This is a genomic window from Hymenobacter sp. AT01-02, assembly GCF_000961955.2.
GTDB classification, from domain to species: Bacteria; Bacteroidota; Bacteroidia; order Cytophagales; family Hymenobacteraceae; genus Hymenobacter; species Hymenobacter mucosus.
This window is the reverse complement of record NZ_JZIR02000158.1, coordinates 1-5,467: the sequence shown is the minus strand read 5'-3', so window position 1 is coordinate 5,467 and position 5,467 is coordinate 1. Positions and strand designations below refer to the sequence as shown.

Genomic DNA, 5,467 nt, shown 5'->3' with positions numbered 1-5,467 from the left:
ACAGCCCTGCGCAACTGCCTTAACGGGAATTTCTGTTCTTACTCTTGCGCTCCCCCCTCTGTACCTAGCGTTCCTAGTATTGCTTTGCAATTTGCCTAGCTTGAAGCATCTTGTTTGCACCTAGCTAGGAGCATGACAGCTGGGGTGTTGCTCAAGCCGAAGCATTGGCATAACAGCGGCTACCCACCTTTCTAGTTGCCCGACCAGTGGTAAACCCGTTCGGTACTGCGCTACCGCTTACTAATCCCAATTATGAAAAAAATCACCGCTTTGGTACTGAGCGCCGCGGCTCTGTTATCTGTTTCTAGCGCATTCAAAACACCGCAACCCACCGGGTGGGAACCGCTGCTGGACCGCAATCTAAGCAAGTGGCAGACCTATGAGAGCTACCGCCACCAGCTAGGCTACAAGGTACAGTACCAACTAACTCTCAGGGCAAAACAATTCCGCCCATCGGGTACGGCAAGAACGAAGCAAATGTCTTCTCGGTGGTGATGCAGAAGGGAGAGCCCGTGCTGCGTATTAGTGGGGAGATTTACGGCTGCGTTTTCACAAAGCAGGATTTCACTAACTACCACCTCAAGTTGAAAGTGAAATGGGGCGACAAAAAGTGGGTGCCTCGCCTGGATGAGCCCCGCGACAGTGGCATTCTCTACAACAGTCAGGGAGAGTGCGGAGTCGACTACTGGCACAGTTGGATGCTCAGCCAGGAGTTTCAAGTGTCGGAGTACCAGCGGGGAAATGCAATGGGCGACTACTGGCGCATTGCCAATTCCACGGCCGATATTCGGGCGGCTCTCAATCCAACGAAAGATACTCTGCGGTACAACCCGGCGGCAGCTTCCGTAACCATGGGTAATGGGAACTCCGGCTTTTGCCAAGCAGCAGCTAACTACGAAGTACCAAATGGGCAATGGAATGAGTTGGAGCTAATTCAAGTGAATGGAGAGAGCCTGCACATTGTGAACGGCCACGTGGTGCTGGCCCTGGCTAACTCTGCCTATATCAAAAATGGGCAGCGAATACCCCTCACGCACGGTAAAATTCAGCTCCAGAGCGAAGCCGCCGAAGTGTATTACAAAGACATTATGATTCGGCCTTTGACGGCTATGCCAACGCAGTACGCTCAGTATTTTAACTAAGGCCAAGCTAGTACGCTGCTTACCAAGGCCAGTTGCTGGCCTAGCCCTTCTATGACGATTCTGATACTCCTAGTGGCCATTCTGGTCCTGATTGGCCTGATTAGTTGGGCGAAACTACATGCCTTTCTAGCGTTTTTACTGGTCACCATTGGGGTAGGATTTGCCTTTGGGCTGGCTCCTGCGCCCCTGATGGCAGCCATTTACCAGGGACTTGGTGACACGTTGGGCTCGGTGGTACTTGTAATTGTGCTGGGGGCCATGCTCGGCAAGGTGGTGGCCGACAGTGGGGCCGCCCAGCAGATTGCCGTCGTCCTGATTGAGGCGTTCGGTACCCGCTATATTCAGTGGACGCTGATGGTGGCCGGCTTCATTATTGGCATTCCATTGTTTTACAACGTTGGGTTTGTGCTGATGGTACCGCTCATCTTTTCGGTGGTGTACAAGTACAAGCTGCCGGCCGTGTACGTGGGCTTGCCCATGCTGGCGGCTCTGTCGGTGATGCACGGGTTCTTGCCCCGCACCCGGCCCCAACCGCCCTGGTTGCCCAGTTCCACGCTAACCTGGGGCTCACCTTTGCCTATGGGCTGCTGATTGCAGTGCCAGCCATTGTGCTGGCTGGGCCAGTATATGGGCGTCGCCTGCGCCATATTGTGTCGGTTCCACTGCTTAGCTTTGCAGTGGAACCGGAGCCTGAACGGGTGCTGCCCGGCCGCCTGAACAGCTTCCTCTCGTCCTTGCTACCCGTACTGCTGCTCGTAACTGTGCTGGGCCTGCAGGCGCTACTACCTCCCCATACCCAACTTGCGCCCGTACTGGCCTTTCTATCCGAACCCGCAGTCGTTATGCTGCTGTCCGTGCTGGTGGCAACTATTAGCCTAGGAACGGCCCTTGGCAAGTCTATTGCCTCGGTAATGGAGGCCTACACCGCCTCGGCCAAGGAAGTAGCCCTAATTCTGCTCATTATTGCTGGGGCTGGTGCCTTGAAGCAAGTACTAGTGGCCAGCGGCGTCAGCACCGATATTGCTGCCAGGCTGCAGGGTACGGGTCTGCCGCCGTTGGTGTTGGGCTGGCTGATTGCAGCAATAATCCGAGTATGTCTGGGTTCGGCCACCATTGCCGGTCTCACTGCTGCGGGCGTCATGCTGCCAACCATGGCGTATTCGCACGCCAACCCTAACCTGATGGTTCTGTCCATTGGCGCGGGCAGCTTGCTGCTTTCCCATGTCAATGATGCTGGCTTCTGGCTGTTTAAGGAATACTTCAACCTTTCCGTGCGTGACACGCTCCGCTCCTGGACGATGATGGAAACTATCGTGTCAGTAGTTGGGCTAGTAGGCGTATTGGCGCTAGACTGGTTGCTGAAGCTTTCCGTTGGGCTTGTGCCCACCCATATCGGGTAAGCATTGAAATCCTGGCATTTCTACTATAGGCAAGAGAAGAGAGTGGTAGCAAGGAGCACCTAGTTTCCACACAATTGCTAGTAGACGGAGAGGTGGTCACTCCGCTCTCCATGAGCTTCGGATCTCTGATTGTCAAGCCCAGGTGCTGACATCTAACGCTCGCGCAAGCCTAGGGGAACTGCACATAAGGCGGAACGTCGATATAGCCGTACGGCCACGCTTCAGGACAATTTATGAAGGTATAGGAGTTCGGCTCTGTTGCTTGGAGCGCAACCTCACCTGATCCGGTGCGATGACAACTAGCCACTCGTAATAGTGAAGTTTACAGGTGTCCTAGGTGCGTGTAGCGTGCTGACACTCTCCTTAAAATCGTTGGTAAGTTGAGAAAGTGAAGCCGTTATTTCCTTATAAAAGACGATAAGCTTCGCCCTTTGTGCGTTATTAGGTGCTGTAGCCGGTGCTGCTCGGCCATTGGCAGGAAACTACTAGAGTCGACGTAACAGCAAAAAGCCCAAACAATTAAGGTATAAAATAGTAAAAAATGCGCCATAAAAATTTTCAAATTTGTGCTACTTTTTACTTTTAACAGCACCGAAATTTCATGCCTACAAAATCGCCCTAAACAAGCTAGCTAATTATATATACTATATTAGTAATTACGGAGGCCATAACTGCTTGTCTTTGTGCATACTATAGGGGGTCATGCCTACAAAATCGCCCTTTCATGCCTACAAAAACGACGATTCATGCCTACAAAATCGCCCTTTCACACCTACAAAATCGCCCTGCAACGCCCTCATGCCTACAAAATCGCCCTTGACTCCTGCTGTTGATAAGACGGTTGCGCAACACAATGCGCTGATCAACGCACGCTTCAGTTTTGTACCGCTAGAGATGCGCTTGTTCATTTCCTTGCTGACACGAATTGAGCCAGGAGATGAGCAATTCCGGGAGCATTTCGTGCCCATGGCGGAGATCATCCACGAGCGAACGGGCGGTTCCGCATACGAGGAAGTAAAGCAGATGTGTAACAATATCACTTCCCGCCGCCTCTATATTGAGAAGCTGGTCGACACGCAACAGGGAGCACGCAAGCGCAGCAAAAAGCCCGATTTTGAGTTTATTCCACTAATGGCCAAGGCAGCTTATGAAAGCGATAGGGGAGGGGTAGTGGCTTCATTTAACCCGCTGATTATGCCTTACTTATTGCAGTTGCGTGAGAGTGGTAATTTTACCTTGGCGCAACTAGAGCAGCTCAACAAACTGAAGAGCTTCTACTCCTACCGCATCTACTGGCTCTTGAAGGAATATGCCACCTTCAAAGAGCGCACAATCACTATTGCGCAGCTTCGCTTCCTGCTTGACCTGCAGGAAGGAGAGTATCCACGCTTTAACAATCTACGCACTCGTATTCTAGATAAGGCTCAGGACGAGATGCAACAGACTGACATGCCCTTCACCTATGAACTACAGAAGCAAGGCAAAGTCGTATCAGAAGTAAAGTTCCTGTTGGCTGCACCTGACGAGGCAACGGTTATGCCTACAAAATCGCCCTTATCTGAAGCTCCCGCTTGGACGCAAACCCTGGCAGAGATAGGAGTAGGAAAGAGAAGCTTGGCGGTAATTAGCCGACAGTTAGAGGCCGGTGAGTATGATATCGATTACATCGCCTATGTCGTGCGCATAATAGGGGGGCAATTCCGCAAGGGCAAGATTAAAAAACCCGCTGGGGCTGTGTATAAGGCACTGATCGAAAAGTACCTCTTTACGGACTATCAGCAAGCAAAAGCGACGGCCGCCACAAAGAAGCCGACAGCAGAGGAGCCTACTGCAACCCTTGAGGTAGCCTTCCGGTTGAGTGAGGTGCAGGCCATGTACGATAACCCTGGGCCCTATGCCCAGCGACACAAACGGGCCGATACCTTTGAGCAGCACTTGCAGCAGGTCTACTTACAAGATGGCTTCGTACTTGAACAACGGGACGGGACACAATGGCTGGTCAAACACGGGGTAGGGTAAGGCTCCCTTCTTAATGTAGCCTGCTTGGAAGGCGTCGTATACCAGTACAATATAAACCGGCTGGATGATAGGGCGCCGCTTTATCAAGAGACTTTCCTTGTTAGGTCAGAACCGGCCATTGGCGCTTGAACCAGTTGATTGTGACCTGGCTAGATAAGCTCCACTATATCCTTCTCGCTCGCACGTTTGCTCGCTAGACTAGCGCAGTGTAAGCCATGGGCAGTTGGTTATCGTTGATGGTGCGACGCACTAGTTGCACTTGGAAGAGCCCGCACGGGTAACTACTCAGATCCTTCAGTTCTTGCGGGCTGAAGTGTAGGACGAACATGGTGTGTTAATGGGTAGGTAGAGGCAATCCAAGCTAACAAAGTAGCCCAGCTTCCGCTTCGGAAACTGGGCTACTTTACTTGAAGCTACGCTGCCTATTGTTTAGTTGCTTCCGGGGAAAGCAAAGCCCAGTTGGAACTGAAATACTGAGTTGTAAATTTTATTTCCTCCGGGGAGAGCGGCATCGCCGTCATAGAGTTTGGTAATGCTACGGTTGTAGCGGATGCCAACATTCGGGCCACTCTCTAATTGGTAGCCAACGCCTACAATGTAGCCAAACTGGAGCTTGTTGAGTTGGCCCCGACCGGTGATGTCAGGTATGGCCGAATCGTCGTACTTCGTTTTACGTGCAAACAAGTAGCCAACTTGCGGACCAGCTTCAAATACAAGGCCGGCGGCATTTATGCGAGCCAAGAGCGGCAGATCAATGTTGTGAAAGGTTGTTTTCGAAAAATCCTCAATCTGGTAGCCGCGCTGAGAGTATAGCAACTCAGGATGCAACTCAAACAGCCCCCCGACGCCAGGGTCGTCGTGGTTGTAATGCCAGCCTGAAAGCCAAAGCGGTTTTGAACATCACCT

At 52.0% G+C, this 5,467-nt stretch carries 4 protein-coding genes and 1 pseudogene; 3 read left to right on the top strand and 2 right to left on the bottom strand.

Translation table 11 applies throughout. The features are described 5' to 3' along the window. The first annotated feature begins 494 nt into the window (after positions 1-494). From VI25_RS21700 to VI25_RS21690, 3 genes and pseudogenes are all read left to right on the top strand, one after another. Positions 495-1,142: a DUF1080 domain-containing protein gene (locus VI25_RS21700; protein ID WP_052695682.1), complete on the top strand. Its 648-nt coding sequence runs from the start codon at positions 495-497 to the stop codon at positions 1,140-1,142. A 51-nt stretch (positions 1,143-1,193) separates the two neighbouring features. After that, positions 1,194-2,542, top strand: a pseudogene (locus VI25_RS29090) (gluconate:H+ symporter). A gap of 798 nt (positions 2,543-3,340) precedes the next feature. Next, entirely contained in the window at positions 3,341-4,561 is a 1,221-nt protein-coding gene (locus VI25_RS21690; RefSeq protein ID WP_045690357.1) for a replication initiation protein, read from the top strand. Positions 4,562-4,754: 193 nt separating this feature from the next. Here the strand turns inward: VI25_RS21690 and VI25_RS28025 are convergent, their stop codons facing one another. Further along, complete coding sequence (locus tag VI25_RS28025; protein ID WP_262489995.1) at positions 4,755-4,889, bottom strand: hypothetical protein; 135 nt, start codon at positions 4,887-4,889, stop codon at positions 4,755-4,757. A 101-nt stretch (positions 4,890-4,990) separates the two neighbouring features. Further along, complete coding sequence (locus VI25_RS21685) at positions 4,991-5,389, bottom strand: porin family protein (RefSeq protein ID WP_072144887.1); 399 nt, start codon at positions 5,387-5,389, stop codon at positions 4,991-4,993. Positions 5,390-5,467 lie beyond the last annotated feature (78 nt).

Coding starts and splice junctions, on each gene's coding strand:
- VI25_RS21700 (WP_052695682.1), top strand. CDS start 495: ATGCAGAAGGGAGAGCCCGTGCTGCGTATTAGTGGGGAGATTTACGGC.
- VI25_RS21690 (WP_045690357.1), top strand. CDS start 3,341: ATGCCTACAAAATCGCCCTTGACTCCTGCTGTTGATAAGACGGTTGCG.
- VI25_RS28025 (WP_262489995.1), bottom strand. CDS start 4,889: ATGTTCGTCCTACACTTCAGCCCGCAAGAACTGAAGGATCTGAGTAGT.